This window comes from Streptomyces sp. NPDC037401, assembly GCF_055602345.1.
On the sequence record NZ_JBVJWO010000006.1, the window covers coordinates 266,610 to 291,988 of the forward strand.

The window sequence follows — 25,379 nt, forward strand, 5'->3', positions numbered from 1 at the left end:
CCCCTGGCCCCACCGGCCGGGGGCCGGCCACTGGTGCAGCAGCCGGCCCCCTTCTGCCCGTCCTGCCAGTTCGGCCTAGTGGATTCTTACTCGCTCTCGCTGCTGCACCGTGCGCACATCGCGTAGGCGGCGGCGGTGTCTGTGGTGGGGCCGCCGCAGAGGCAGCAGGTGCCCTGCCGCCCCTCCACGTGCGCGACGAGCTCTGTCTCGGTATTCTTCGCCCCCGCCATTCCATCGCTCTCGCTCATGTCCAACCTCTCCTGCCCTCGGACGATGACCGGCACCGAGCACCCGATGCGGGCGTAACTCTTACAAGCGTGAAACGACACCACGTCCCCCGCGCGCTAACCCCCTCTGAGCAGGCACGGAAGCGCTCCCGCGAAAGCCGGGAAAGCAAGATCCCGGGTCGTAAACCTCCGGGTCGGCACGAGAGCCTGCCCGGCTCCAGCCCAGGCGAGCCACCCGGTGGCCATGGTGCACGAGCAGGCAGGCCTCACGGTGTCGGAGTGTCGTCAGGGCGCCACTTCAGGACGGGGCGCGAGGACGCAGAACTCGTGGCCCTCCGGGTCGGCCAGGCACTTCCACGGGGCGTCGCCCTGCCCGAGGTCGATGTCGGTGGCGCCGAGGGCCCGCAGCCGGGCCACCTCCGCCTCCTGATCGTCACCGGGGTACGGCAGCAGGTCGATGTGGACGCGGTCCGGCACGGTCTTCGCGCCGGGCGTGCGGAGGAACTCGAGGTACGGGCCGACACCCTTGGCGGAGCGGAACACCGCGTGATCGTCAGTCGCCTCGTGCAGGGTCCAGTCCATCGCCTCGCCCCAGAACCGGGCCATGGCCTGCGGATCCACGCAGTCGACCACCACCGCGGCGATCGGCCCGGTGTCCCGGTAGACCTCCCGGGGCTCCAGCACGCAGAACTCGTTGCCCTCCGGGTCGGCGAGAACCGTCCACGGCACGTCGCCCTGGCCCACGTAGGCGGGCGTCGCGCCGAGAGCCCGGAGGCGCGCGACCAACTCCGCCTGGTGGGCCGCAGAGGTGGTGGCGAGATCGACGTGCACACGGTTCTTGGTCGTCGTCTTGGGTTCCGGGACGGCAACCACGTCGACGCAGAGGGCGGCCGGATCCGGCCAGACGAATCCGCCGATCGGTTCGACATTGGTCACGCCGGGTCCCTCGCTGGAAACACCCCAGCCGAGCGCCTCCGCCCAGAAGCGGCCGACTGCCGAGTCGTCAAGAGCCTTCATGTTCACGTTGACCGGTCGTAGTGCCATGCCGGCGATCCTACGCACCCGCCCTGCAACGGATCCACACCTTTCGAACTCCGTGCAGTCCATGTCCGTCGGCTCCGCCAGAAGCCCGCCCGGGTCCTGTCCGCCCCGGCGGACGTACGGATCCTGAGGTCTCTCGACAGTCGGCGCCCGCAACTGGACCTCAGTGGCGCTCGCCTGATGGTTGAGGCCGGGTACTCGATACGGCCCTTCTTACAGGCTGCGCGCGGTGATGTCGCCGTACGAGGTGGTCGCGTAAATGGCCAGGGCGGTGATGGGGCCATCGGTGTTGTTGAGCGAGTTGCGGATCCGGCCGTGGCCGGTGTCCGCATCCAGGGACGCGGAGACGCCGCGGGCGGCCCCGACCGAGATGTCGCCCTGCTGAGTGCGCAGGGTGACCGTGCCGCGCGCGGCCTCGGCGATGTGGAGGCTGCCCCGCTGGGTGCTGATCTCCGCGGAGCCGCTCAGGCGGCCGACCGAGACGTCACCGTGGAGGAGGGCGAGGCGGGCGTTCACGGCCTCGCCGATCTCGACCGCGCCCTGCGCGCCCTCGAAGGTGACGTCGCCGAGGCGCCCGAGGCCCCGGAAATCGCCGTCGGCAGACTTCGCTTCGACGCAGGAGCCGGCAGGCAGCTGAACGGTGACGTCGACGGAACCTGAGCTGCCGACGATCCAGTTCTTCGCCGCCGGTGCCGCGATCCTCAGGACCCCGTCGGCGTACACGACCTCGATCTCCTTCGCCGCCTTCACGTCACTGCCCTTCGAGTTGTCCGCAGGCAGGATCTCGACCGTGGCGTCGGCCCGGTCCGCAGCCTCGATCCGGATGCGCCCCGCGGGGATGTCGAGGACGGCGGAGATGGGGGCGACGGTGTCGAACTTCTGCATGGTCTACTCCTGCTTCTGCTGTGCGCGCCCGCGCGGCCCGCTCCGTTTCTGATGATGGAAACGCTACGTTGCATTCAACGATCAGACAACACTGTCGTTGCGAACAAAATACATATGCGCAGGTCAAGCCGTAGAATTCGTTGCAATAACCTCCAGCCTAATGCAACAAGCCTTCATTCGTCGTTGCATTAGATTGAAGATGAACGCTATGCCGGACGCGCGCGGAACGCGAAGCAGACCGCGATGCCTATTTTAAGAGCCCGCACCCCCACATCCGCGCCCCCGGCGGCACGGCCTCAGCGGCCGCGGGGCCGCGATCAGGGCAGGGATCAGGACAGGGCCTTGACCAGGTCGTCGCGGGTCATGTGAGAGCGTCCGGCGACGTCGGCGGCGGCAGCCTTCTTGTAGAGCTCGGCCTTCGACAGGCCGCTCAGGTCCTTCTTGGGCGCGGAGCGCATCCGCTTCTTCGCCGCGGGCTTCTTCACCGTGGTCTTGCCGGACGCGGTGGCCTTGCCGCCGGTGGCCTTGGGGCTCTTGGCCCGCTCGACGCTGGCGCGCAGCGCTTCCGCGAGGTCGACCACTCCGGTCGGCTCGCTCGGCACCTCGGCCTTCGCCACGGTCTCGCCGCCCTGCTTGGCCTCGATCATGGCGGCGACCTTCTCCTGGAAGGTGTCGTGGAACTTCTCGGGGTCCCAGTCCATGGTCAGGGCCTCGATGAGCTGCTCGGCCATCTTCAGCTCTTTGCCCGAGGCCTTCGCCCTGCCGGGGAGGTCGTCGATCTCTTTCCTGGGGTCTCGGATCTCGTCGGCCCAGTGCAGGGTATGGAGGGTGAGGAGGCCGTTCTCGGACTTGAGCGCGACCAGGTACTCGTGCTGACGCATGACGAAGGTCGCCACGCCCGCCTTGCCGGCCTTCGCGAGAGCTTGCTCGATGAGTCTGTAGACCTTGCCGTACTCGGCGCCCCGCGGCCCGAGGTAGTACGTCTTGTCGAAGAAGATCGGATCCACCTCCGCGAGGTCGACGAAGCCGGCGATCTCAAGCGACCGGGAGCGGCCCGGCGCGATCTCGTCCAGCTCCTTCGGCTCGACGAGGACGTACTCGCCGTCGGCGTCGTAGCCCTTGACGATGTCGTCCAGCTCGACCTCCTCGCCCGTGCGCTCGTTCACCCGGCGGTTGCGGATCCGGTCCGAGGTCCCGCGCTGCAGCTGATGGAAACGGATCGTGTGGCTGTCGGTAGCCGTGTACAGGCCTACCGGCAGGCTGACCAGGCCGAAGGCAAGACTTCCCGCCCACACGGGACGAGCCACGACCGCCACCTCCTCCGATCGCCCCCGCCCTTCCAGCTCACGACACCTACCCGGTGATCGCACCTCTACGCCGGAGCAACGGATTCAGTCCGAGGCCCTGCGGGGCGCCACAACGGCCGGGAACAGCGCAGGACGGCCGGAGAGCCGCGGTGCTGCCCGGTGAACGAGCTGTCGAGGACCGGCCTTTCCGAGATCAGCTCACGCATGACGCCAGGGGCACGGACACCCGCAGCAACGCTCGTTTTCCATCTCGAATTGTCAATCCTGGTCCGCCTGTTGGCTAGGACATCAAGAGGAGTCAGACTTCGTCGCACAAGCTCGTCGAGCGAGCACTGTGCATGCCATGTCGAGGGGGACGGTATGACGCAGGATCCCGCGGGGGGTGACCGCGGACGTGCACCTTCGGGAGCGGACGCCGACCGAATCGCGGCCCGCCCGCCCGAGGAGTCCACTCCAGCGAACACGCCGACTCGCGACGCAGATCCCGCAGCTGGGGGCGATGCCCGGGAACCCGGGCGGAGTGCGGCGAGGGCCTGGGGGGCAGGTGTGGCTGCAGCGATCGTCGCCGCGGTGGCCGCCGCTCTCCTCACCGGCTGGCTCCAAGACGAGGGGCCGGATCTGGTCGACACGGTCACCGGCGAGCCGTCGGTCAAAGTCGTGCATGCAGCAACTTCCGTAGATGAGGGACCTTTTGCGCTACGGGGCGGTATGACCACTCTGCGGGACCGAGCCATGCTGGCGGAGCCTGCCGCCAGTGAGCAATGGCGGGCCTTCCTGCAACGCCGACGGGCGGCGCCAGTAGGCCGGATGAACGTCGTCGCCGTGGTTGAGGGCAGGCGCAGCAAGGCGCGCGTGGTCGACATGCGCCCTCGCATCCTGCGGAAGCAGGAGCGGTTGAGCGGGGCGTACTTCGCGCCGGCGACTGCCGGCGAAGTAGGCACGATCTCGCTCGCCGCGGACCTGGACCGGCGAAACCCTGTTTTCGTCATCGACAAGGGGAAGACCAAGGAGCCGAGCCGGGCCTACTTCCGCGTGCACCAGATCGATCTGGTGCGGGGCGAGCAGACCACGCTGGCCATGTCGTTCGCCGCGCGCGCCGCAGCGTACGACTTCGATGTGGTGGTCAGCGTCATTGCCGACGGGAAGACCGAGGAAGTGGTCATCCGCCTCCCGAAGGAAACGCCCTTCCGGATCACAGGACGCCAGGATCGGCCGAGGGGCTACGGCCAGGTGTTCAACGAGTTCCAGGGGGCATGGGTGCAGGCACCCCCGGGCCGCTGGTGCGTACCGTCGGCCGTCAATCCGGACTGCTGACCGTGAGGCGAGGGATCCGGCTCGTCCTGGTAACCGTGTGCGTGGCGCTCTGGCCTTGGATTGCGGGGTCGGGTGGACCGCCGCGCGCATGGCCTACTGCCGTAGGGCTGCGCGAAGTGTGGCATGCGGACCTGGTCCTCGGTAAGCAGACCTCTCTGTACGCCGACCACGGATACATCGTGTCATCGGCCCGCCGGGGTCGCGGGCTGGAAGTCCGCCGGATGGCCACCGGAAAGCACCTGTCCTCTATCGCACCTCGCGACATTCCGCAGGAGTACACGGCGGAGCGCCTGCGCATCAACCGATCGACACTCGTGATTGCCTGGACGGCTCTTGGTTCCGATCCCGTCCTGCTTCGCGGATACGACCTGGAAACCGGTCGGCAAACGTGGCGCAGAAATGTCGACCAGCCGTCCGGACGCGGGTCGCGCGTGGACCTCACGGAAGGCATGGTCGCAGTCTTCAGCAGCCTTCCGGCCAAGGTCAGGGTATTCGATGCGCGCACCGGGGCCCATCGATGGAGTGCCGAGGCAGGGCACCGGTTCGACGGCCTGTTCCTCCCGTCGCGCGAGGCACAAGCGGTTTACGCGGGCGCGGGCAAGATCCTGTACGCCCTCACATGGAAGGGCCACCCCGGATCGCCGGCCACGCTGGCGGCTCTGGATTCCCTCTCCGGCGCGAAACTCTGGCAGCGCACCGTACGAATGCCCACCGCGCCCGGCTCATGGGACGCCAGCGGATACCCCTACGGGCTGGCGCTGACCACGTCGAACGCCGGTGACATCGCCGTGAACCTCGGCGAGAAGCACCTTCTGTACTCCGATACCGGACGCCTATTGTCGCAAGGAAGCAATTACATATGGAGTCTTTCCCGAACGGGATCGGTTCTGTACGTGCAGGAAAAAAGGCAAGAAGAAAACGAATACACCCCATTCCGCCTGCGCGTAATCGACGCTACCGGTGGCGGGTCTCAATGGGAGCGCACCGTCTACGCTCCCCTCGAACTGGAAGGAGACTCGCTGATCGGACAGATCCATCGCGAGTGGCCGTTGGCCACGTACGTCGAACATGTCGCACTCACCTCTGGCCGCTCCGTGCAGATTCCAGTTCTCAGCAGCGTAATTCACACGGATCTCATCGGATCCGACGGGGATCTGCTGGCCATCTGGGAAGAGAAGGGACATACGGATACACCCCCGGAGAACGTCTACGGCCGGCTCACCGTCTACCGCTTCGTCGCCGACCCGGGAAACCCCTACCCGGCCCTCGCCGGCCTGCCGCCCTCAAGATGGCCGGATGCATGCCGCCTGCTCCCCCTCGACAAAATCTCGAGCGCCACCCGTTACAGCCCTGTCCCTCAGAGTCGCAGTGTTTTCGGAACTCGCCTGCCGCGACCGCCGACCTGCACCTTCGTACCCGGCACGGCATCAGCACCCTTGGTCCGCATGACCGTCGAGTGGACGGCACATTCACCACAAGAAGCCGACCGCCTTCTGCGTTCACGGCTGGCCTTGGCCCGCCTCAGCGCTCAGACCGCCCAGTGGATCGGGCCACACCGCATTGCCGTTACCGAAGAGCCTCCCAGTGGCAGGGTCTACGCCGTCTACGCCCGGGTCGGCACGTCCGTGGTGCGGATCACCACGACCCCCACCGCGCCCGCCCTTGCCCGGCAGGCTGCCGCAGCGGTCGGACCAGCGGGTAGCCACAACTGAACCGAAGCCCCTGCGGCTGCTCCTTCGGGGTCCACTCCTCGAACGCCCCGGCGTCCCCGCGTGCGGGCAATCAGGCGTCGGTCATTTACGTGAAGTGCTGGAGGACGGCCGACTGGACGTGTTGGAGGACGAGCGTGTTCTGCTTGATCTGGGAGAGGCGGGTCGTCGCGGGCGGGGCGTACTCCGGCTGCTCCACGTACGAGCGCGGGGCCGCAGGCGACGAGTGCAGCGGCTTGAAATGCCAACCTCTGATGGGCCGTTCAGACGCACCTGGTTTCAGGTTCGCCCCGTGCGCGGACCATGTCGATTTCGGACGGCGCCGGCCGGCGCTGTCGCACGGTGCGGCAACGAACCCCCGGGAGGGATTCCCGGGGGTTCCAGCGAGCGCACGCCCATCCGCCGATCCTTCGCGGTCACCGCGGTCACCGCGGTCCGCCGTCCGGTCTGAGGACGGGTTGCGTCCCGAAATGCCCGGCGCTCAGCGGTCGGTGCTCGGCGTCTCCTGGAGTACGGCGCCCCCGTAGGCCCCGGTCGCGACGTTCACCACGCCCTCGCCGGCGGCAGCGGGGGTGGCCCGGATGTAGGCGCCGCCGTAGCCGTTGACCACGGTGAACACCCCCCACAGCGCGGTCCACGGCTGGAGTTCGCCGTTCTCGTCCGGATACAGCTCCGGGACCGGGCGGACCCTGCGCTGGAGGATGTACGGGCCGTCGAGCGCGGCGACGATCTGTTCGCGCCACTGGTCCGGGGTGAGGCCGTCCGCCCAGCCGAGCAGCACGCCCTCCCCGCCGGCCAGTGAGGTCGGTTTGAGCGCCAGGTCCTGCCGGTGCGCCACGGCGTACTCGACCAGGTCGACGCGTTCACCGCTCTCCAGGGTGACCGGGCCGGGGCGGACCATCCGGGTCCACGGCAGGATGCGGTCCAGTCCGGCCAGTTCCTCGGCACTGAACAGCCCGCGGTTGCGTTCGTCGGACAGCAGCGCGAGGGCGCCCTTGCTGGCGTACGCGGCGGAGTCCAGCGGGGTGAAGATCCGGACCTCGCCGCGCTCGGCGGCGTCGAGGACGGGATCCATGAGAGCCGCAGCGTCGGGGAACTTCAGCAGGTCCCCGATGAGGAAGGCACGGAAGATCACGTCGACCGGCTTCCCGTCGAGCCACACCCGGCCGTCCCTCGCGTCCAGCTGCCCGAGGTGGCACGGGTGGGCCTCCAGGCCGAACTCGGCCCAGCGCCGGCAGAGCACCTCCATGTACGGGAGCATCTTCCCGTAGCCGTCGAGGGTGTCCGTCAGGGCGACCACCGGGGAGTCCCCGGGCCGGAACCCGCCCTCCACGATGATGTTGTTCACCTGCTCGCGCAGGGAGTCCACGAAGCCCAGCCCCCGGCTTCCGGCGAAGTCGGCGAGCACCGGGTGGGCGAGCAGCTCGCGGCACATGTCGGCGTTGTCCATCCCGCCCACCGCGCTGCCTATGTTGAGTTCGAGCAGCTTGAACCCGGTCTCGTCGACGTACAGGTCGGCTCGGGTCTGACGGGAGACCGCGCTGCCGCGGCCGCGCACGACGGCGGAGATCTGCACGTCGGCCAGTCCCACCGCGCGGGCGAACGCCACGAAGTCGCCGCCGAACAGGCGGTCGGGCAGGGACTCCAGAGCGGACCGCAGGTTCTCCAGATCGGCGTGGAGCTGCACCTGCTCGGCGTGGCCGAGAAAGAGCGGTCGCGACAGGTACTTGCCCCCGTAGAACGTGTCGAGCAGCTCGGAATCCTTCTGTGCACCCGTCAACTCGGAGCCCTTGGCGCCGCTTTCGACGACCCTGGCGAGATACTCCCGGGTGAGTGACGCGCGATCCATCGACTTCTCTCTCTGCTGTGGGTGGGTACGGGGGAGGCCGGCCCGGTGCCGGGCGGGCGCGAGGCCGGTCTCAGGCCCTGCGGGAGCGCACCAGGGCGACGGACAGGACGACCGAGGCGAGGACCGCCGAACTGATCATCTGGACCCGGGTGTCCGGGTCGATGAACATGCTCACGAGCAGCAGGGCGATGACGCCCAGGGCGAGCACGCTCAGGTAGGGGTACCCCCACATCCGGATCGGCGTGTGTGCGGGGAGGCTCCGGCGCAGTTTGAGCTGGGAGCAGGCCACGAGGATCCAGACCAGGAGCAGCACCGCGCCCACCGCGTTGAGGAGGTGCAGGAAGATCGTTTCCGGCCACAGCAGGTTGAGGACGACGCCGACGAACCCGAACGACGTGGACGCGAGCACGGCCGGGTACGGGACGCCCGTCCGGCTGATCCGCGTCAGGGCGGACGGGGCCTGCTTGCGCTCGGCCAGCGAGAACGCCATCCGGGCGGCGGCGTAGGTGTTGGCGTTGAGCGCGGACAGGAGGGCGATCACGACGATGACGTTCATGATCTGCCCGGCGGCGGGGATCCCGATCTCGTCGAGGACCGCGGCGAAGGGGCTGGTACCGATGCGCGAGTCGGTCCACGGGAGCAGGCTCACCACGACGATCATCGAGCCGATGTAGAAGACCGAGATGCGCCAGACCGCGCTGCGGACGGCCTGGGCGGCGGCCTTGGCCGGGTTCTCGGATTCGGCGGCGGCGATGGTCACGACCTCCAGGCCGCCGAAGGCGGGGATGGCCGCGACGAAGCCGGCGACGACGCCGTTCCAGCCGTGCGGGAGCAGACCGCCCGCCGCGGCGCCGGCCGCGGTACCGGGGTCCGTTCCGGGAAGGAATCCGAGGATCGCGAGCGCTCCGAGGACGAGGAAGCCGATGATGGCCGCGACCTTGATCAGGGCGAACCAGAACTCGAACTCGCCGAAGTTTCCGACGGCGGTGAGGTTGACCGCGGTGAAGACCGCCATGAAGAGCAGCATCAGGAGCCACTGCGGGACCGCGGGCAGCCAGCCGTGGACGATCACGGCGGCGGCGGTTGCCTCGATCGCGAGGACGACGACGAGGGTCGCCCAGTACAGCCAGCCTATGGTGAACCCGGCCCACGGGCCGAACGCCCGTTCCGCGTGCGCGGAGAAGGATCCGCTGGACGGGTACGCGGCGGTCATCTCGGCCATCATCCGCATCACCAGCATGGTGAGCACGCCCGCGGCCGCGAAGGACAGGACGATGCCCGGTCCGGCGAGCGCGATGCCCGCGCCGGATCCGACGAACAGTCCGGATCCGATCACCCCGCCCACGGCCAGCATGGTGAGGTGGCGCGGGCGCAGGGTTCCGTGCAGTTGTCTCGGTGGCTCGGTGAGGACCGGCGTGTTCATTCGGTGTCCTTCGGTGTCAGGGCCGGGGAGCTGGAGGTGGGGACGGGGTCGTGTGCCGTTCCGGCGGCGCGCGGCGGGAGCTTCGACCATGCGATCGCCACGGCCGTGGACGCTGCCGCCCCGAGGACGGCGAACACGGCGATGACGATCGGAGCCGGGGCGATGTCGGCGGCGAACCCGGCCGCGGAGATGCCGAGCCCCTGGGCCACCCGGACCGCGGTGGAGGCCAGTCCGAAGGCCTGGCCCCGCATCGCGTCGGGAACCGAGAGGCTGTACGCGGAGTTGGCCGGCACCTGATAGGCGGAGAACAGTCCGGACAGGGTCCACAGCGCGCAGGTGACCGCGATGCCCGGGGACACCGCGGTGAACGCCAGTACCGCGCAGGAGCCGAAGGAAAGCGGCCCGAGCAGCCGCAGGCCGCGCTCCGGGCTCACCCAGCGGGTCAGCACGAACACGCCGACGACCGCGCCGGCGGGACTGGCCGCGAGCAGGAGTCCGACTCCTGCCGGGCCGTGCCCCATGGCGTCGGCGTAGGGCGCGGCCAGGCCTTCCTTGCAGGCGTAGAAGCCCGACAGGCAGCCGAAGGTCACCAGCAGGAGGAGCCGGCGGTCGGCGCGGACCAGGGCCGCTCCGCCGGTGATCACGCTCCACCGGCCGCCGCCCGGCGCGGGATCGGACGGCCTCGGGCGGCGCGCGATGCCCCACCGGGTGAGGACCGCCGACAGGACGAACGTGCCCGCGTTGATCAGGAGCGCCTGCGACGGGCCCAGGATGGCGACGAGGACGCCGCCGGCCGCGAATCCGGCGAGCTGGCCGAGCTGGGCGGTGACGTTGACGACCGCTGAGGCGGCCAGGAAGCGTTCGCCCTGCACCATGGTCGCCAGCAGCGCCGAGCGTGCCGCCAGGTGTGGCGACTGGAGCAGCTGTACGAGGATCAGCAGGGTGCACAGCAGCCACAGCGGGCTGTCGGGTACGGCCATGGCGGCGACCAGGCCCGCCCGGGCCAGGTCGCACACCACCATCAGCCCCCGCCGCGGGTAGCGGTCCGCCAGCCATGACAGCAGCGGACCGCCCAGCAGCTCCGGCAGCAGGGTCAGGGCGTAGGTGAGCGCTGCCAGGCCCGCCGACGCGCTCCGGTCGAACACCAGCAGGGCGAGCGCCACTTTCGCGAGCTGGTTGCCGCAGACCGAGGTCAGCTGGGCCAGCCACAGCATGCGGAACTCGCCGATGGCGAAGACCTGACCGAAGCGCGGCGGCGCGGGCGGCACGCTCACGGACGGGCCATGGACTGCGCGCGTCCCGCCACCCGGACGACCTTCATGTCGTGGTCGGACACGGGTTCCCAGGCCAGGTCGTACGCCTCGAGGACCTGCCTGATCGCGAGCTCGATCTCCGTGCCGCTGGCGGCCCGGAACCGGTAGCGCCCGCCGGTCTCCTTGGCCCCGCCGGTGCCGTTGAGGATGTCACCCGGCGCGGGCAGCACCTCCGCGTACATCGCCGGCACCCGCTCGATGAGCGGGGTCGTCGAGAGCACACGGCACGGGCGTACGGGTGGTTCCGGCATCAGCAGGTAGCCGCCGGCGTCGCCCTCCGGATCGAGGGAGGGCAGTGACGGGGACTCGCCGAGGGCCAGCCGGGCAGCGGTCTCCAGCAGGTCGAGCCCGTACACCTCGCGCCACAGGTGCGGGAGTTCCGCTCCCCCGGCGCGCGCGGCCAGTTCGAGGAAGACCAGGTCGTCGTACTCGCCGGGGCCGCCCGGGGCGACGGACCCGGTCGGCCCGGCAGGTTCGACCGCGAACACCTCCAGGTGGAAGACGCTGTCGCGCACTCCGAGTGCGGCCAGGGCCACCTCGGCGTACCCGACCAGCCGCGTCTGCAGCTCCTCGTCGTCGGCGGCGACGGAGCCGAACGGTGCGCCCAGGGCGTACTCCAGGCAGGTGCTGATCAGCCGGAAGGCCCGGAGCACCTGGACGGTGCCGTCCTGCACCACCCCGTCGACCTGGTACATCGTCCCCTCGATGAACTCCTCGCACACGTAGTTCTCCAGCGGCGACGCGAGCGTCTCCTCCAGCGAGGCCGGCGAGTTGACCAGGTAGATCCCCTGACTCCCGGAACCGTCCCGGGGTTTGAGCACGACGGGGAAGCCGGCCTTCCCGGCGAACCGGCGCACGCGCTCCGGTTCGCCGGCATCGACGTAACGCGGGACCCGCAGGCCCGCGGAGGCGACGAGTTCTTTCATCGTCACCTTGTCGCGGACCCGTTCGATCTCGGCCGGGCCGGGGCCGGGCACCCCGAGCAGTTCCCGCAGGGCCGCCGCCACCTCCAGGTCGCGCTCGAACAGCGCGACGATGTGGTCCAGGGGGCCGAACTCGCGCACGATGCCGAGGGCGAGCTCCGACACCGCCGCCCAGTCGGCGAGGTCGTCGACGACGGCCACGGTCTCCGCCGGACCGGCGTCGACTCCACTGCGCCCGATTGCCGAAGTGAGATAGGCGACCCGGTCGACCGAGTGATCCACGTATGCGGTGTAGCGACAGCCCGCTTCCCCGTCGAAGCGATTGAGGATGAGGATGTGCCTGCCCGCGTCGGTCCGGTGGTTCATGCGGCCGGCAGCTCGCGGGTGAGGTGCATCAGCGCGGTGTACGGCGGGAGGTCGAAGTCGATGACGTCCGTACGGTGCCAGCCCGCTTCGGCCAGCACGTCCGTCCACTCGCCGAGGGACGGCAGCATCTGGCCCATGACGGCGTGCGCGGTCTCGAAGCCCAGCGTGAACACCGGGTGCGTGTCGGTGGGCCCGAGGTCGGAGCGGTACGTGTCGCAGATGATCAGGTCGGTCGCCGCCGGGAACGCCTCGCCGATCCGCTTCAGGCTCGCCAGGCACTGCTCGCGCGGCCACAGGTCGTGGCCCATCATGAAGCTGCAAACGAAGTCGACCTCGTCGAACTCCGGCCGGGGCTCCATCCGCGTCGCGTCCCCGCGCACCACCGACACACGGTCGCTGAGTCCGGCCTGCTCGACCGACTGCGCCGCCAGCGTCAGCGCACCGGCCGCGATGTCGACGCCGATTCCGCGGAACTCCGCGTCTCGTGCAGCCAGCTTGATCAGCCGCTCGCCGCTGCCGCAGCCCAGGTCGGCACCGAAGCGGAGCCCGCGATCCTCGATGATCTTGTAGAACATCGGGTCCACGTAGGAGAAGCCCGCGTCCCGTGCGGCCAGGCCGATCGCCTTGTAGTCGCGGACCACGTAGTCACCGGTGCGGGAGGAGTTGCGCACCAGCTCCGGCATGTTCCGGAACAGTTCGCCGCAGCCGCGGGTGAGCCAGTAGAAGAAGCCCTTCTTGGCCCAGGTGTCGGCGAAGAGCGGGCCGGGAGCGGCAGTGGCGTGGTCCGGGGTCAGGACCACGATGCCGGGCAGCGCCAGTCCCCGGGCTATGGCCTCCACAGAGGGGGCGTCCAGGTCGTTCTCACGGGCGAATTCCGCTAAGTCCACCGGCTGCTCGGACGTGTCGAGCCGCTCCAGCAGGCCCAGTTCCCACGCGGCCGAAATGGCGTACGCGGTGAGCGTGTTGTTGTACACATCGTCGATGACCTGGTTGGTCATGATTCCCCCACTGTGGTGGTCTGAAGTGCGGACAGAACGTCGTCGACCGCCGTGATGAGGGCGGCGACCTCGGCGGCGGAGCCCACGGTCACCCGCAGGCCGTCACCGGCCGGCTGGACCCTGACCCCTCGGTCGAGCAGATCGGCGGCCCAGGCGGACCCGCCGTGCGGCGGCCGTACGAAAAGGAAGTTGGCCTGGCTGGGCGACACGTCGAAGCCTCGGCGGGACAGCGCGTCCGCCAGCTCCTCGCGCTGCCGTCGGTTGCGTTGCCGGCGCTCCACGAGCACGTCCGGGTCGGCCAGCGCGGCAAGTGCCGCGGTGGAGGCGGCAGTGCTCACGCTGAACGGCGTCTGCAGCGCGCGGAGCGTGCCGATCAGGCAGGGGTTGGCGATGCCGTAGCCGATCCGCAGGCCGGCCAGCCCGTAGATCTTCGAGAAGGTCCTGGTGGTCAGGACGTTGGGCAGTTCGGACAGGGCGCCGATCGGAAGTTCGTCAGCGGCCTCGTCCATGTAGTCGTGGTACGCCTCGTCATTGAGCACGAGCATCGTGTCGGGCAGGCTCCTGGCCAGGTCCGCGATGGCCTGCCGGGGCCTCGCCGCTCCTGTGGGATTGTGCGGGTTGGACAGGGCCACGAGTCCCACCGGCGCGTCCGCGAGGTGCCGTGCCAGGTCCGCGTCCGGCGGCCACGGGCGGGTCAGTGTGGGCGTGCCGCACTGAGCGCCCAGCATCGGGTAGAACTCGAACTCCGGCTCGTGGAAGAAGGCGGCCCGGTCCGGTGCGGTGAAGGCCCGCCAGGCCAGGTTGATGATCTCGGCGCTGCCTGCGCCGACCAGAACCCGGTTCAGCGGAACGTCGTACAGTTCCGCGATCGCTGTTTCCAGGGCGCTCGCCGGGACCGGGTACCGGTGCAGCTGCGGGATCAGCGCCTGCAGGGAGCCGGCAACGCCGGCCGGCGGGCCCTCCGGATGTTCATTGGCATGGAGGCGCATCACCACGCGTCGCCCGCCCCCGCTGTGCCCGCCTTGGCCATCCTGCCTTCGTCAACGCCACCCACGGCTCGTTCCCCCTTCGATTCGGTGTCGATTAGCCTAGGAAGCGGCACTGGACAGCGACTGGACGGCGCATCAGCCGCCAGAGTTGAAGGGTGCGCACGACTGCGGGGGGAACCACGGATGCAGATCCAACTGCTCGGACCGGTGCAGGTCCTGCGTGGCGGCGTCCACATCGACATCCCGACGGCGGGCCGGCGGGCCGTCCTCGGCATGCTCGGGCTGGCGTCGGGCAAGCCGGTGTCGCGGGCCGAGCTGATCGACGCCCTGTGGCACGACGATCCGCCGCATTCCGCGGTCAACGTCATCCAGACCCATGTGAAGCACTTGCGGAAGCTGCTCGAACCGGACCGGCCGCACCGCGCACCCAGCACGCTGCTCCCGTCGGTCGGCGACGGCTACGGACTCCGCACCGACGGCTGTGACGTCGATGTCGTCTCGTTCCGTGCGGGGGTGAACGAGGCACTGGCGGCCAGGCAGTCGGGCGACCACGTGAAGGCCCTCGCGCTGTTCGACACCGCGCTCGGGCTGTGGCGGGCCGCCACTCCCCTGTCCGACGTCCCGGCGCTGGCAGCCCATCCGTCAGCCCTCGCGCTCGTCGAGGAGCGGTACGCGGCGCTGGCCGCCAAGGGCGAGACCCTGCTGGCCGCGGGGGCGGCCGACGAGGCCGTCGCGCTCTTCGAGCAGGTCGCCCACGCCCGTCAGCTGGACGAATCGGCCCAGGGCCGGCTCATCCGCGGCTACGAGGCCGCGGGCCGGCGGGCCGACGCCGTCGGCACGTACCACAAGGTCCGGCGCCGACTGGCCGACGAACTCGGCATCACCCCCGGCCCGGAGCTGGTCTCGGCCTACCGCGCCCTGCTCGCGGAGGAGGACACCCCGGTCCGCTTACCCGGGCCCCCGCGGCGGATCCCGGCGACCCTCCCCGGCGACGTGACGGACTTCGTCGGCCGGGAGCTCGAACTCGCCCGCCTGAGCGAGATCCTGGCCGGGGCCGGCGGTACGGCCGTGCCCATCGCGGTGGTGTCAGGGACCGCGGGCGTCGGCAAGACGGCACTGGCACTGCACTGGTCACACCTGACCCGCGCACGTTTCCCGGACGGGCAGCTCTACGTCGACCTGCGGGGCTACGACCCTCAGCAGCCGCTGTCCGGCGGCGACGCCCTGGCCAGGCTCCTGTCCGCACTGGGCCTGCCCGCGCACGAGGTCCCCCTGGAGATGGCCGACCGGGTCACCCGCTACCGGACCGAAATCAGCGGACGCCGGATCCTCGTGGTCCTCGACAACGCCTCCTCGGTGGACCAGCTCCGGCCGCTGCTGCCCGGCACCGGGTCCTGCGCGGTGGTGGTGACCAGCCGCGATTCCCTGGGCGAGCTGGTTGCCCGGCACGGCGCCCGGCGGCTCGACCTCGAACTCCTGCCCATGGACGACTCGCTGGACCTGCTGCGCCGGCTGATCGGCGAGCGCGTCGACAGTGAACCGGCGGTGGGCGAGGCCCTGGCCGCCCAGTGCGTCGGACTGCCGCTGGCCCTGCGCGTCGCCGCGGAACTCGCCGCCAGCCTGCGTACCACCCCGCTGCCGTGCCTGGTTTCCGAACTGGCCGACCGGCGACAGCGGCTGGGCATGCTCGATTCGGTGGGCAGCCCCGTGAGCGCGGTCTTCTCCTGGTCCTACCAGCACCTGCCGGCGGCCGCGGCGCGCGTCTTCCGGCTGCTGGGGCTCCAGTTGGGCCCCCACATCTCACTGACCGCGTCCGCCGCCCTCGCCGGGCGCAGCACACAGGACACCCGCGGGGCCCTCAACCTGCTCACCCGCGCGCACCTGGTCCACCTGACCGGTCCGGACCGGTACGGCATGCACGACCTGCTCCGGGCGTACGCAACCGAACTCGCCGATGCCGACGTCACCCTGGCGGACCGGAGCAGCGCCCGGCAACGGCTCGTCGACTACTACCTCCACACGGCGCACGCCGCCAGCGCGATGCTGGACCACCGGGATCCGATCGAGCTTCCCCCGCCGGCGCCCGGGGTACCGCTCCTGGCGTTCGCCGACCGCGAGAGCGCGCTGGGCTGGTTCGCTTCCGAGCACCAGACCCTGATGGCCGCGGTCGGCTCGGCCCCCGACACCCATGCGGGATATCTGGCCCGGACCGTCTCGGCGTACCTCGAACAGCGGGGCCACTGGACCGACTGGGTCATCACCCAGCATGCCGCCCTCGACGCCGCGCAGCGGCTCGGCGACCGGCCGGGCACCGCGGCCGCGCACCTCGAACTGGGGCGGGCGAACGCCAGGATGGACCGGTACGACGCGGCCGACCGGCTGCTGCGCCGGGCGGTCACCCTGTTCGAGGAACTCGACGACCCGCTGGGCCGGGCGGACTGCCACAACAACCTGACCCTGGTGTTCGAGCGGCAGCGCGACTTCCACCGGGCCCTGGAGCAGGCCACGCTGGCGCTCACGACGTACCGTGCCGCCGGCAACCGGATCGGCGAGGCGAGAGCGCTCAACAACATGGGCTGGTGCAATACGCAGCTGGGCCGGTACGCGGAAGCGGTCGCCTGCTGCGAGAGCGCCCTCGCCCGGCAGCGGGAGATCGGCGACCGCAGCGGTGAGAGCGCCACCCTGGACACGCTGGGCTTCGTCCACCACAACGTCGGCCGGCACCAGGAGGCCATCGCCTGCTACGAGCGCGCCCGCGACCTGTACCGCGAATGCGGCGACCGGTACAACGAAGCGTCCCTGCTCACTCACCTCGGCGACACCGCCCATGCCGCGGGCCTGCCCGACACCGCCCGGGAGGCCTGGCAGAACGCCTTCGACGTCATGACCGAGCTCGGGCACACCGTCAGCGCGGACCAGCTCGGCACGAAACTCGCCGGCCTCGGCTGAGCCGGAACGCCACCCCTGGTCGGGGGCGGGGGCCGGCGTCCGCGTGCTGCTGCGCAAGCGCGGTTGCCCGTACCGCATCTGATGGATGATCATTCAGGCTGGTAATCCGGCTGTCCATCCGCCGGGTTCGGAATACCGAACGCCAGAACACTCGAACACCCTAAGGGGAACCACCGCTCATGCGCATCACCCGGTCCGCCGCCGTCACCGTCGCCGCGGCGGCGCTGCTCGGCGCCTTCGGCACAGCCCCGGCCTCGGCCGCCCCCGGCGATCACGTACGCAGCCTGCACTTCGGCGCCTTTTCGTTCAACAGCCCCGGAAAGGACACCAAGTCGGCCAAGTCGCGCAACGGCGAGTGGATCGACATCCACAACTACACCAGCCGTGCGGTGAACCTGAAGGGCTGGTCGGTCCACAACGGCGACGGCCACCGCTACACCTTCCGCACCTACGTGCTGCGCGCCGGCAAGACCGTGCGCCTGCACACCGGACCGGGACGCAACACCGGCTCGAACGGCACCAAGCTGGGCCACGTCTACTGGAACGCCTCCGGCCACCGCTGGCACAACGGCGTCTCCAACGCCTTCCTCTACCGGCCGGACGGCCAGACCCTCTCCAAGTGGTGCCGTTCGGGCTCCTTCTGGAACCACCGCAGCCCGAGCAACTGCCACGAGATCCGCGTCGGCTGAGGCAGTGGCCTGAGCCACAGCGGGACGGCAGGCCGCAGTAGCACCCGCGGCGCGCGGCCAGGAGCAGATCCGCCTGCTCCTGGCCCGACCCGCGGCCGCGGAGTCGTCGTGAGCACGCCCGAAATCCAGTGGAGCCGCACTCCCGTGTGGCGTTACGGTGCTCCCGCCCGCAACCACGCTGCCGAGGACGTGCCGTTGTACACCAAGTGAGACACCCCGAGCGCTGATTCGTCGCGCGTCGCACCTGTGCGCCGCGCTCCTTTTCGCTGCGGTCTTCTCACTGGAACCGGTGTACCTCTGTGTCCGAAACCTGGGTGGTCGTGCCCACCTGCCTGCCGATCGTTCTCCGCCGTTGCCACAGGTGCGCCTCCGGGCGCTTCCGGGCGAACGGCAAATTCCGCGTCAATGCGAACCACAAGCTCCTCGACGCCTGGCTCCTCGCGCTGTGCACCGGGTGCGGGGACACCACCAGGCTCACCGTCCTCGAGCGGATGAACGTGCGTTCCGTACCACCCGGGCTGCTGAACCGGCTGCACGGCAACGACCCCGTCCTGGCGGCCGAGCTGCTCCAGGACCCGGTCGTACGGCGCCGCAATCGCATCGCCCTCGACTGGGACGACGCCTGGCGCCTCGACAGCGGGGCTCCGGAGCAGCCGGATCAGCCGGATCAGCCGGAGGGTGAAGCGATCGAGGTCTCGGTCCGCTTTGCCGCGCGAATACCCGTGCGGCCGGTGCGGCTGATCGCCGAAGGTTTCGGCCTTTCGCGAGCCGGGGCCGAGAGACTGCTCGCCGAGGGGAACCTCGTGTCGACAGTGCGCCTGAGCGGCAAGCTCTCGGGCGACTTCACCTTCATGCTCAAGCGCTGAGCCCTTCCGGCCCGGGGCCCGTCCGGCAGTGTCCGATCCGCCGGACAGGCCCCGGCCTCGGGCCGGCGAACGGCTCGCTACTTCTCACACCGGCCGAGGGTGACCACATAGGTCCCCGCATCGCTCTTCCCGGCGCCGGCCGGGTCCGCCGATCCGCCCCTGGGTGCGATGCCGAACTCGGTCAGCGACGGGTCCCGGATGATCTCGGCGTGGCCACCCGTGCTGATGTTCAACCACCAGTTGACGGCCGCGCGCGGAGTGCCCTCCCCGTCCCAGTCGTTGTAGGTGATCTCGTAGCCTGCCCACGACCTTCCGTTCGCGCAGTACCCGGCGCCCTTGATGCGGGCCCCGATCTGCTCTTGACCCGAACCGGCAACCTGCGGGTTCTGGTGCGGGTCCTTGCCCGGCCCCCACCACTTCTGGGCCAGCGCGGCGGTCACGTGCTTGTTCGCCGCGTCCCTGAGCTCGTCGGATTGCGAGAGCGGCTGGAGCCCCAGCTGCTGTCGCTCCGCGTTGATGAGGCAGGTGATGCCCTCGATGGCGGGCAGCACCCCGTACCCGAAACGGCCCGGATCGGCAGGGGGCGGCTTGTCGTACGAATCGGGGCTCGCGTCCGCGCAGTGCGGCCACGGCTGAGCCACGGCCGCAGCCGTGGCCACCGGAACGAGCGAGGCGGTCAGAAGGCCCGCCGCGGCCACGGACATCGCGGCCCGTGCGTACGGACTGCGAGTCCACGTGCGCGTGGCAATGTGACTGCGCATCCTCATGGGGCTTCTCGTCTCTCCCCGAGGCCTGTTTCTGGCGGTACCCGCTCCCCGGACACGGCCCTGGCGCGTCAGTCCCATGATGCGTGCGACAGGTTCGCCCCGCCATTCAGGACCACCGCTCCGGCGTCGTGTCGGCAGCCCCCCGCGGGACTGACCGCACTCGCGGCGTACCCGGGCAGGAAGCGCCGCCACGTACACCCGTACCGGCGTGGACAGCTCCGTCACGCAGGCTTCCAAGGCGGCCGGTTTCCCCGTGGTTTTCACAGCAGGCGCCCCCCCGCTAAATCGTTGAACGTGTTCAAATTCTCTGACAGTATGGCCGTCGGAAAGCCTGCCGAGCAGCGGGGATGCAGCCGTCTGCCCGTGTGACGGGTTTGCCTCGAGACCCGGAGGTCGGTGCGGCGTGATTTTCATCTTGCTCGGATTCGTGGTGGTGGGCGCGGTCGCGGCCCTCACGCCGGGAGCGCTCCTGGGATACGTCTTCGTCGTGACGACCGGCAGGTTGCCGCTCCGTGCCCGGGTGCCGCTGCTGCTCGTCCCCGCGACGGCGTCGGCGGCGCTGTGGCTCGGCGTGGGAGTCGCCGATTTCTGGAAACCGGCCGCCATGCTCGCGTCGTTCACCGCGGCACTCGTTTCGGGAGTCGCCTTCCTCGTGCGCGAGTCCGACAGGCGACGTGCAGCCCAGACCCCTCCCGTGGTGTGGCCCCACGCGCATCCGCCGACCACCCCGAGGTGACGTGACAGGGCGGTCGACCTCGGCTCCGGCCACGCGAGCTGCGCCCGTGCCTAGACCGCGGGAAGGGAAGGATCGGGCGTCCAGGGAGACGGTGCGGTGATGGACCAGCGTTCGTGGTCGCGCCAGGCCCCGTCGATGTAGAGATAAGCGGGTGACAGGCCTTCGTAACGGAAGCCCAGGCGCTGGACCAAGGCCAAGGACGGCTTGTTCGCCGGCTGGACGTTCGCCTCCAGCCGGTGGAGCCGCAGGTCGTTGAAGGCGTGCTGCAGGACTGCGGTGAGCCCTTCGGCCATGTAACCCCGTCCCGCAGACGGGGCGAAGGCCGCGTAGCCGAGGGACGCACCCTGATAACGGCCCCGGATGATCGAGTTGATGTTGACCATGCCGGCAGCTGCACCGGTCTCCTGAACGCGGATCAAAAAGCCCCGGTTGGTGCCGTCGCCGAAGCGGCGCATCCACTCCTGGAACTCCTCCGCGGTCGCGGGCAGCTGCATCCACGGCCCGTGGAGCTCGGCGCTGGCCCTCACGAGCGAGCAGAACTCATCTTGGTCGGCGAGGGTGAGCGGGCACAGTTCGACCCGTGACGGCGTAGTGGGCATGGGCCCATGCTAGGACCCTCTGCCGAACGGAAGATCACACGGGTGATCCAGCACCGAAGGGCTCCCCAGTCGGCCTGACCAACCGCCACGCTCCGCACACGGCGACGCTCCGCACGGCGCGCTCGCCGCGCGAGGCCGTCACCGGGCCCAGGGCAGGACGCGGGTGCCCTCGGCGCCGGGGACGGAGGCCACGCCGTCCGAGCGCATGGCGACGTGGGCCTCGGCCGCCTGCGGGGCGTGGATCCGGCGGAGTGCGTGCGGCGGGAGGACGAAGGTCTGCCCGGCCGCGATCTTCTCGGTGCGGCCGCCACAGGTGAGTTCGAGCAAGCCGGCGGTCACCGTCCAGACCTGTTCCCGGCTGACGAGATGCTCGGGGCCGGTCTGGCCCGCCTCCATCGCGACGGTCCAGGTGCTCAGCTCCGTGCTGCCCCGGCTTGGAGCGGCCAGCCCGGTCATGCGCGCGTTCGGGGATTCGGTGACGTTCTCGGCGGCGGGGCTGATCACGTGCACGGTGGGCTTCTCGGGCTTCCCGGGATGCACCGGCTCGTCGGGGACGTTCCATTCGACGAGCTGGACGACGACGCCGTTCGGGTCGGTGAGCTGGAACAGCCGCTCGCCCCAGGGCTCCTCGCGCAGCGGCATGGTGATGGGGGCGCCCGCCTCCCTCAGGCGCTCTTCCTCGGTCTCGATGCCGGTGACGGTGAGGGCGAGGATCAGGCCCGTTGCCTGCCGGTCGCGCTGCTCGGGCGGGAGGACCTCGGTGCCGCGGCGCAGCAGGACGATGTCGGCGGCGGCGTCTTCGCGACTCAGGGACGCGAAGCCGTCGGCGGCCATGGCGACCCGGTAGCCGAGGTGGGTGCAGAAGAAGTCGCGCGAGGCGTCCACGTCGGCGACGGTGAGGGACAGGGTGGAGTTGGTGACGCGCAAGGTGGCTCCTGCCATCCGTTCGTTCAGGTGAATTTTGCAACGGACGTAACTTTAGGGAGGGACCCCCAGTCGGTCAAGAGTATTTTTGCTACGAGTGTAAGATTGCTCCATGACTACCGAGATGGGGCTCCGCGAGTCCAAGAAGCAGGAGACCAGGCAGCTGATCTCCGACTGCGCCACCAGGCTGTTCATCGAGCAGGGCTTCGAGCACACGACGATCGCCGAGATCGCCGCCGCCGCCCGTGTCGCCAAGAAGACGGTCACCAACTACTTCCCCCGCAAGGAAGACCTGGCCCTCGATCACCACGAGGCGTTCACCCAGGGCCTGGCCCGAGCCGTCGCCGAGCGCGAACCCGGCGAGGAGCCGCTCACCGCCCTGCGACGGACGTTCCGCGCCGCCCTGCTGGAGCACAGCCCCGTCGTCGGCTTCACCGGTCTCCCGTTCGCCCGCATGGTCGCCGAAAGCCCCACCCTCACTGCCCGGCTCCGCGAACTGCACGACCGGCGCGAGGAGTCGCTCGCCACGGCCCTGGCCGCCGCCACCCCGGATCCCGTCCCGGCCATCGCGCCCCGGGCCGCCGCCGCGCTGATCGCCGCAGCGGACCGGCTGCTCTTCCGGCGCATCCAGGAACTCACCCTGGCCGGCCGCTCCGACGACGAGATCGAGGCCACCCTGATCCCGGAGGCCGACCACCTCCGCACCCTCCTCGGCGCCGCCCTCGGCAACCAATCCGCCGCCGCAGCCTCGTGACCCCGCCGCGCGTTCGACGCGCAGCCGGCCGCCGGGCACTCACGCGTGCGCGCAGTCAGGCCGAAACCGGCCGCCCGAAACGGTTCTCGGTGCGCCTGCTATCACCCACAGCCGCAGACCTTGCCTTTGCTGTCATTCATTGCAACGGAATGTTGCATTCGCTCACAGGGTCATTGCATCGAAATACCGCCTTTTACCTGCGGAAATGTCATTCAGATGATTGACGATACATCGAACGCAACGTAGCTTTTAGGAAGTGTCAAACACGTAATATCGCGAGACGAGGAATAACCATGAGCGAATACCTCCACACCGTCACGACCCCGCCAACAGAACGCCGGCCCGGCTGCCCCTTCGACCCGCCTGCAGAACTCACCGAAGCCCGCCGACACGGCCCCATCAGCCGCTACACCCACCCCGGCGGGAAGAACGGCTGGCTGATCACCGGATACGACCTGGTCAGGTCGGTCCTGGCCGACTCCCGGTTCAGCTCGCGCAGGGATCTCCTGAACGTGGTCGATTTCGAAATCCCTCCGGCGCCGCCCGGCGAGTTCCTCCTCATGGACGACCCGCAGCACTCGCGCTACCGGCAGCCACTGGTGGGCAAGTTCACCGCGAGGCGGATGCGACTGCTCACCGAACGCATCGAGCAGATCACCACCGACTGCCTGGACGCCATGGAGAGGACCGGGCCGCCGGTGGACCTGGTGACCGCGTTCGCCAAGCCCATCCCCACCACCGTCATCTGTGAGCTGCTGGGAGTCCCCTACCAGGACCGGGACTTATTCCAGGACCAGATCGACAAGTTCATGGGCGGGGAGACGAACGACGAGGAGCTGACGGCGGCCTACACCGCGACGCAGGACTACCTCGCGCAGCTGGTGGCCGCCAAGCGCGCGAACCCCACCGACGACGTCCTCAGCGAACTCACCGACAGCGACCTCACTGACGAAGAGCTGAAGGGGATCAGCCTGATCCTGCTGGCGGCAGGGTTCGACACCACAGCGAACATGCTGTCCCTCGGCACGTTCGCGCTGCTGCAGAACCCGGCGCAACTGGCCGCGCTGCGCGCCGACCCCGCGCTCGTCGACGGTGCCGTGGAGGAGCTGCTGCGGTACCTGAGCGTCGCCAAGTCGTTCATGAGGACGGCGCTGGTGGACGTCGAGCTGGGCGGCCAGACCATCGAGGCCGGCACGACGGTCGTCCTGTCCTACAACACCGCCAACCGCGACCCCGAGCGCTTCACCGATCCCCACGTACTCGACCTGCACCGGCAGGACGGCGGCCACCTGGCGTTCGGGCACGGCGTCCACCTGTGCCTGGGCCACCAACTGGCCCGCATCGAAATGCGGATCGCCCTGTCCGGGCTGATCAACCGCTTCCCCGGGCTGCGCCTGGCCGTACCCGCCGAAGACGTGGCCCTGCGCCCGGAAACCGCGGACATCTACGGGGTGAAGCGCCTCCCGGTCACCTGGGACCTGTGACCACGAACCCATAACGGGTCAGGCGCGGTTCGGCGGTCGTTGGCCTGACCCATCCGGCGACGTCCCCCTCCTGCCCGCACCGGAGGGGTCCTCCGGTCTAGCGCGGGGCCATCCGGCAGGCGGTGACCGCGGTGCCGTTGGTGATACCACCCTCGGTCAGGGCGGTCACGCACAGGTCGTACTCGCCCTCCTGGCCGGTGTAACAGGCCAGCCGGACATACTCCGGAGCCTCGCCGCCCCGCAGTTCACGCTCGACCTGGTTGATACATGCCCTCACGTCCGCGTGCGCAGCCGGGGCGGCCAGGGCCGCGCCGCCGAGGGCGAGGGTCAGTCCGGTAAGAACACTGGCGATACGGGTCGACGTACGCAAGGGGATACACCTGCTCTCGGGGTGCGGTCATCCCGACCGGACGGCGAAGAGCCCGACGGCGTACTGGCCGTGCGTGCCAGTTCCGGTCGCCATAACCACCGTACGACCGGGCGCCCCTCCCCACGAGCCGGGGTCCGCGCGCGGGCGCGAGACCTCGCACGGCGAGCGGGACGGGGAACGCATGGAGCGCATGGAGCGCATCGAGGCCGTTCCCCGCCCCGTCCGCCCGGGCGGCGCGCGGCAGGCCCGGCCGGCATGACCCCGGAGGTAATCGCCGTCCCCTCCGGCCCCTGACAGGATGTGGTCAACAGCCCGCACCGGCGGGCCCGTTGAAGGGGGAGAACACCGTGACCGCGTACGCCATCGGCCACATCCGACCCGCCACGATGCACGAGGACGTCCTGCGCTACATCGAGGAGATCCAGGCCACGATGGACCCCTTCGGCGGCCGTTTCCTCGTCCACGGCAAGGAGGTCGAAGTCGTGGAGGGCCCCTTCCCCGGGACGGTCGTCGTGATCGCCTTCCCCGACATCGAGCGGGCCCGCGCCTGGTACGCCTCGCCCTCCTACCAGGAGATCCTCCCCCTGCGCACCCGCCACATCCAGGGCGAGGTCATCCTCGTCGAGGGCGTCCCGGCCGACTACGACGCCGCGAAGACGGCCGCGGGCCTGCGCGAAGCCGCCGGCCTCTGACGATGGACAACCACGCCCTCCTCGTCGTGCGGGAGAGCGGCGGGCACACCGTCCGCCGCTCCTCCCCCGGCGGGGGGGGGGGGGGCCCCCCCCCCCCCCCCCCCCCCCCCCGCCGCCCCCCCCCCCCCCCCCCCCCCCCCAACACCCCCCCCCCCCCCCCCCCCCACCCCTCCCCCCCCCCCCCCCCCCCCCCCCCCCGCCCTCC

The 25,379-nt window shown here is 70.0% G+C and carries 23 protein-coding genes; 9 read left to right on the plus strand and 14 right to left on the minus strand.

Annotated features, from left to right (window positions below; genetic code table 11):
• Positions 1 to 86: 86 nt before the first annotated feature.
• The 4 genes from ACZ7H1_RS08215 to ku all read right to left on the minus strand — a co-directional run bounded on the left by ACZ7H1_RS08215 (position 87) and on the right by ku (position 3,460).
• A complete protein-coding gene (locus ACZ7H1_RS08215) occupies positions 87 to 248 on the minus strand; it encodes a hypothetical protein (protein WP_470784746.1) in 162 nt (53 codons plus the stop codon).
• Positions 249 to 512: 264 nt separating this feature from the next.
• Positions 513 to 1,271: a VOC family protein gene (locus ACZ7H1_RS08220; RefSeq protein WP_470784748.1), complete on the minus strand. Its 759-nt coding sequence runs from the start codon at positions 1,269 to 1,271 to the stop codon at positions 513 to 515.
• A gap of 210 nt (positions 1,272 to 1,481) precedes the next feature.
• The gene (locus ACZ7H1_RS08225; protein ID WP_470784750.1) at positions 1,482 to 2,153 is read right to left on the minus strand and encodes a DUF4097 family beta strand repeat-containing protein; all 672 of its coding nucleotides are present in this window, start codon (positions 2,151 to 2,153) and stop codon (positions 1,482 to 1,484) included.
• A 329-nt stretch (positions 2,154 to 2,482) separates the two neighbouring features.
• On the minus strand, positions 2,483 to 3,460 hold the full coding sequence (gene ku / locus ACZ7H1_RS08230; RefSeq protein ID WP_470784752.1) for a non-homologous end joining protein Ku: 978 nt from the start codon (positions 3,458 to 3,460) through the stop codon (positions 2,483 to 2,485).
• A gap of 546 nt (positions 3,461 to 4,006) precedes the next feature.
• Here ku and ACZ7H1_RS08235 point away from each other — a divergent pair.
• Positions 4,007 to 4,774, plus strand: coding sequence for a hypothetical protein (locus ACZ7H1_RS08235; protein WP_470784753.1), 768 nt, complete (start codon positions 4,007 to 4,009; stop codon positions 4,772 to 4,774).
• A 221-nt stretch (positions 4,775 to 4,995) separates the two neighbouring features.
• Positions 4,996 to 6,486, plus strand: a complete 1,491-nt coding sequence (locus ACZ7H1_RS08240; protein WP_470784755.1) for an outer membrane protein assembly factor BamB family protein — start codon at positions 4,996 to 4,998, stop codon at positions 6,484 to 6,486.
• 478 nt (positions 6,487 to 6,964) lie between these two features.
• Here ACZ7H1_RS08240 and ACZ7H1_RS08245 read toward each other — a convergent pair whose 3' ends face one another.
• From ACZ7H1_RS08245 to ACZ7H1_RS08270, 6 genes are all read right to left on the minus strand, one after another.
• Positions 6,965 to 8,332: a hypothetical protein gene (locus ACZ7H1_RS08245; RefSeq protein ID WP_470784756.1), complete on the minus strand. Its 1,368-nt coding sequence runs from the start codon at positions 8,330 to 8,332 to the stop codon at positions 6,965 to 6,967.
• A 70-nt stretch (positions 8,333 to 8,402) separates the two neighbouring features.
• Positions 8,403 to 9,755: an amino acid permease gene (locus tag ACZ7H1_RS08250; RefSeq protein ID WP_470784757.1), complete on the minus strand. Its 1,353-nt coding sequence runs from the start codon at positions 9,753 to 9,755 to the stop codon at positions 8,403 to 8,405.
• The gene (locus ACZ7H1_RS08255) at positions 9,752 to 11,029 is read right to left on the minus strand and encodes an MFS transporter (protein WP_470784758.1); all 1,278 of its coding nucleotides are present in this window, start codon (positions 11,027 to 11,029) and stop codon (positions 9,752 to 9,754) included. Before ACZ7H1_RS08255 ends, ACZ7H1_RS08250 begins: the two co-directional genes overlap by 4 nt.
• The gene (locus tag ACZ7H1_RS08260; protein ID WP_470784760.1) at positions 11,026 to 12,273 is read right to left on the minus strand and encodes an ATP-grasp domain-containing protein; all 1,248 of its coding nucleotides are present in this window, start codon (positions 12,271 to 12,273) and stop codon (positions 11,026 to 11,028) included. Before ACZ7H1_RS08260 ends, ACZ7H1_RS08255 begins: the two co-directional genes overlap by 4 nt.
• A gap of 80 nt (positions 12,274 to 12,353) precedes the next feature.
• Positions 12,354 to 13,355: a class I SAM-dependent methyltransferase gene (locus ACZ7H1_RS08265; protein ID WP_470784761.1), complete on the minus strand. Its 1,002-nt coding sequence runs from the start codon at positions 13,353 to 13,355 to the stop codon at positions 12,354 to 12,356.
• The gene (locus ACZ7H1_RS08270; protein WP_470784788.1) at positions 13,352 to 14,344 is read right to left on the minus strand and encodes a pyridoxal phosphate-dependent aminotransferase; all 993 of its coding nucleotides are present in this window, start codon (positions 14,342 to 14,344) and stop codon (positions 13,352 to 13,354) included. Before ACZ7H1_RS08270 ends, ACZ7H1_RS08265 begins: the two co-directional genes overlap by 4 nt.
• A gap of 183 nt (positions 14,345 to 14,527) precedes the next feature.
• Here ACZ7H1_RS08270 and ACZ7H1_RS08275 point away from each other — a divergent pair, with 183 nt between their 5' ends.
• The 3 genes from ACZ7H1_RS08275 (at position 14,528) to ACZ7H1_RS08285 (ending at position 18,848) form a co-directional block, all read left to right on the plus strand.
• On the plus strand, positions 14,528 to 17,293 hold the full coding sequence (locus ACZ7H1_RS08275; protein ID WP_470784763.1) for an AfsR/SARP family transcriptional regulator: 2,766 nt from the start codon (positions 14,528 to 14,530) through the stop codon (positions 17,291 to 17,293).
• A 179-nt stretch (positions 17,294 to 17,472) separates the two neighbouring features.
• On the plus strand, positions 17,473 to 17,982 hold the full coding sequence (locus ACZ7H1_RS08280; RefSeq protein WP_470784765.1) for a lamin tail domain-containing protein: 510 nt from the start codon (positions 17,473 to 17,475) through the stop codon (positions 17,980 to 17,982).
• 299 nt (positions 17,983 to 18,281) lie between these two features.
• Positions 18,282 to 18,848: a DUF1062 domain-containing protein gene (locus ACZ7H1_RS08285; protein WP_470784766.1), complete on the plus strand. Its 567-nt coding sequence runs from the start codon at positions 18,282 to 18,284 to the stop codon at positions 18,846 to 18,848.
• Between the two features lie 77 nt (positions 18,849 to 18,925).
• Here the strand turns inward: ACZ7H1_RS08285 and ACZ7H1_RS08290 are convergent, their stop codons facing one another.
• The gene (locus tag ACZ7H1_RS08290) at positions 18,926 to 19,609 is read right to left on the minus strand and encodes a CAP domain-containing protein (protein WP_470784768.1); all 684 of its coding nucleotides are present in this window, start codon (positions 19,607 to 19,609) and stop codon (positions 18,926 to 18,928) included.
• Positions 19,610 to 20,018: 409 nt separating this feature from the next.
• Between ACZ7H1_RS08290 and ACZ7H1_RS08295 the strand changes: the two genes are divergently transcribed.
• The gene (locus tag ACZ7H1_RS08295; RefSeq protein WP_470784769.1) at positions 20,019 to 20,351 is read left to right on the plus strand and encodes a hypothetical protein; all 333 of its coding nucleotides are present in this window, start codon (positions 20,019 to 20,021) and stop codon (positions 20,349 to 20,351) included.
• A gap of 50 nt (positions 20,352 to 20,401) precedes the next feature.
• Here ACZ7H1_RS08295 and ACZ7H1_RS08300 read toward each other — a convergent pair whose 3' ends face one another.
• Together ACZ7H1_RS08300 and ACZ7H1_RS08305 are read right to left on the minus strand one after the other, a co-directional pair.
• Entirely contained in the window at positions 20,402 to 20,950 is a 549-nt protein-coding gene (locus ACZ7H1_RS08300) for a GNAT family N-acetyltransferase (RefSeq protein ID WP_470784771.1), read from the minus strand.
• Positions 20,951 to 21,088: 138 nt separating this feature from the next.
• On the minus strand, positions 21,089 to 21,877 hold the full coding sequence (locus tag ACZ7H1_RS08305; protein WP_470784772.1) for a VOC family protein: 789 nt from the start codon (positions 21,875 to 21,877) through the stop codon (positions 21,089 to 21,091).
• 121 nt (positions 21,878 to 21,998) lie between these two features.
• Between ACZ7H1_RS08305 and ACZ7H1_RS08310 the strand changes: the two genes are divergently transcribed.
• Both ACZ7H1_RS08310 and ACZ7H1_RS08315 read left to right on the plus strand, forming a co-directional pair.
• Positions 21,999 to 22,628, plus strand: a complete 630-nt coding sequence (locus ACZ7H1_RS08310; RefSeq protein WP_470784790.1) for a TetR/AcrR family transcriptional regulator — start codon at positions 21,999 to 22,001, stop codon at positions 22,626 to 22,628.
• Positions 22,629 to 22,921: 293 nt separating this feature from the next.
• Positions 22,922 to 24,112 (plus strand): cytochrome P450, encoded by a 1,191-nt coding sequence (locus ACZ7H1_RS08315; RefSeq protein WP_470784774.1) that lies wholly within the window; start codon positions 22,922 to 22,924, stop codon positions 24,110 to 24,112.
• A 97-nt stretch (positions 24,113 to 24,209) separates the two neighbouring features.
• Here ACZ7H1_RS08315 and ACZ7H1_RS08320 read toward each other — a convergent pair whose 3' ends face one another.
• Positions 24,210 to 24,482: a hypothetical protein gene (locus ACZ7H1_RS08320; protein ID WP_470784776.1), complete on the minus strand. Its 273-nt coding sequence runs from the start codon at positions 24,480 to 24,482 to the stop codon at positions 24,210 to 24,212.
• A gap of 347 nt (positions 24,483 to 24,829) precedes the next feature.
• On the opposite strand from ACZ7H1_RS08320, the gene ACZ7H1_RS08325 reads away from it, so the two are divergent.
• Positions 24,830 to 25,174, plus strand: coding sequence for a DUF1330 domain-containing protein (locus ACZ7H1_RS08325; RefSeq protein WP_470784777.1), 345 nt, complete (start codon positions 24,830 to 24,832; stop codon positions 25,172 to 25,174).
• The last annotated feature ends 205 nt before the right edge of the window (positions 25,175 to 25,379 follow it).

Coding starts and splice junctions, on each gene's coding strand:
- ACZ7H1_RS08215 (WP_470784746.1), bottom strand. CDS start 248: ATGAGCGAGAGCGATGGAATGGCGGGGGCGAAGAATACCGAGACAGAG.
- ACZ7H1_RS08220 (WP_470784748.1), bottom strand. CDS start 1,271: ATGGCACTACGACCGGTCAACGTGAACATGAAGGCTCTTGACGACTCG.
- ACZ7H1_RS08225 (WP_470784750.1), bottom strand. CDS start 2,153: ATGCAGAAGTTCGACACCGTCGCCCCCATCTCCGCCGTCCTCGACATC.
- ACZ7H1_RS08240 (WP_470784755.1), top strand. CDS start 4,996: ATGGCCACCGGAAAGCACCTGTCCTCTATCGCACCTCGCGACATTCCG.
- ACZ7H1_RS08245 (WP_470784756.1), bottom strand. CDS start 8,332: ATGGATCGCGCGTCACTCACCCGGGAGTATCTCGCCAGGGTCGTCGAA.
- ACZ7H1_RS08250 (WP_470784757.1), bottom strand. CDS start 9,755: ATGAACACGCCGGTCCTCACCGAGCCACCGAGACAACTGCACGGAACC.
- ACZ7H1_RS08265 (WP_470784761.1), bottom strand. CDS start 13,355: ATGACCAACCAGGTCATCGACGATGTGTACAACAACACGCTCACCGCG.
- ACZ7H1_RS08270 (WP_470784788.1), bottom strand. CDS start 14,344: ATGCGCCTCCATGCCAATGAACATCCGGAGGGCCCGCCGGCCGGCGTT.
- ACZ7H1_RS08275 (WP_470784763.1), top strand. CDS start 14,528: ATGCAGATCCAACTGCTCGGACCGGTGCAGGTCCTGCGTGGCGGCGTC.
- ACZ7H1_RS08280 (WP_470784765.1), top strand. CDS start 17,473: ATGCGCATCACCCGGTCCGCCGCCGTCACCGTCGCCGCGGCGGCGCTG.
- ACZ7H1_RS08290 (WP_470784768.1), bottom strand. CDS start 19,609: ATGCGCAGTCACATTGCCACGCGCACGTGGACTCGCAGTCCGTACGCA.
- ACZ7H1_RS08300 (WP_470784771.1), bottom strand. CDS start 20,950: ATGCCCACTACGCCGTCACGGGTCGAACTGTGCCCGCTCACCCTCGCC.
- ACZ7H1_RS08310 (WP_470784790.1), top strand. CDS start 21,999: ATGGGGCTCCGCGAGTCCAAGAAGCAGGAGACCAGGCAGCTGATCTCC.
- ACZ7H1_RS08315 (WP_470784774.1), top strand. CDS start 22,922: ATGAGCGAATACCTCCACACCGTCACGACCCCGCCAACAGAACGCCGG.